Origin of the sequence: Methylobacterium sp. E-025 (assembly GCF_022829705.1) — a bacterium.
Lineage (GTDB): Bacteria > Pseudomonadota > Alphaproteobacteria > Rhizobiales > Beijerinckiaceae > Methylobacterium.
In genome coordinates, this window is record NZ_JAKSYR010000051.1 from 1 (window position 1) to 491 (window position 491).

Sequence of the window (491 nt, forward strand, 5' to 3'; positions counted from 1 at the left end):
ACGACGATGGGGCCGACGTCGGCGTAGGGCACCCGCAGGTACTCAGCCTGGCCGCCGGGGATGCCACCGGTAAGGTGCGAGAAGCCGAACAGTCCGGCGAGCGGATAGCCAAACACCTTGGCCTGCATCGCTCCATTTGGATTGGTGCGCTCGCAGCAGCTCCAGTTGCCCCACTTGCACTGGCGACACTCGCCGCAGCAGATCGTGAAGGGCACCACGATACGGTCGCCGACCTTCAGCTTGGCGTTGTCCCGACCAACCTCGATGACTTCACCCATGGTCTCGTGCCCGAGGACGTCGCCGCACTCCATCGTGGGCATGAAGCCGCCCATGAGGTGAAGGTCCGAGCCGCAGATCGCGCAGGCGGTCACCTTGATGATGACGTCACGACCATGCTCGATCTTCGGGTCCGGCACAGTCTCGCACGAGATCTTGCCTCGGCCCTGCCAAGTAAGTGCCTTCATTTCGATGATCCTGCTGGAAAATATCAC

The 491-nt window shown here is 62.3% G+C and carries 1 protein-coding gene; it reads right to left on the reverse strand.

The annotated features are described in order from the left end of the window. A partial coding sequence (locus MKK64_RS04535; protein ID WP_243932376.1) for an alcohol dehydrogenase catalytic domain-containing protein occupies positions 1-464 on the reverse strand: 464 nt, incomplete at its 3' end. Positions 465-491 lie beyond the last annotated feature (27 nt).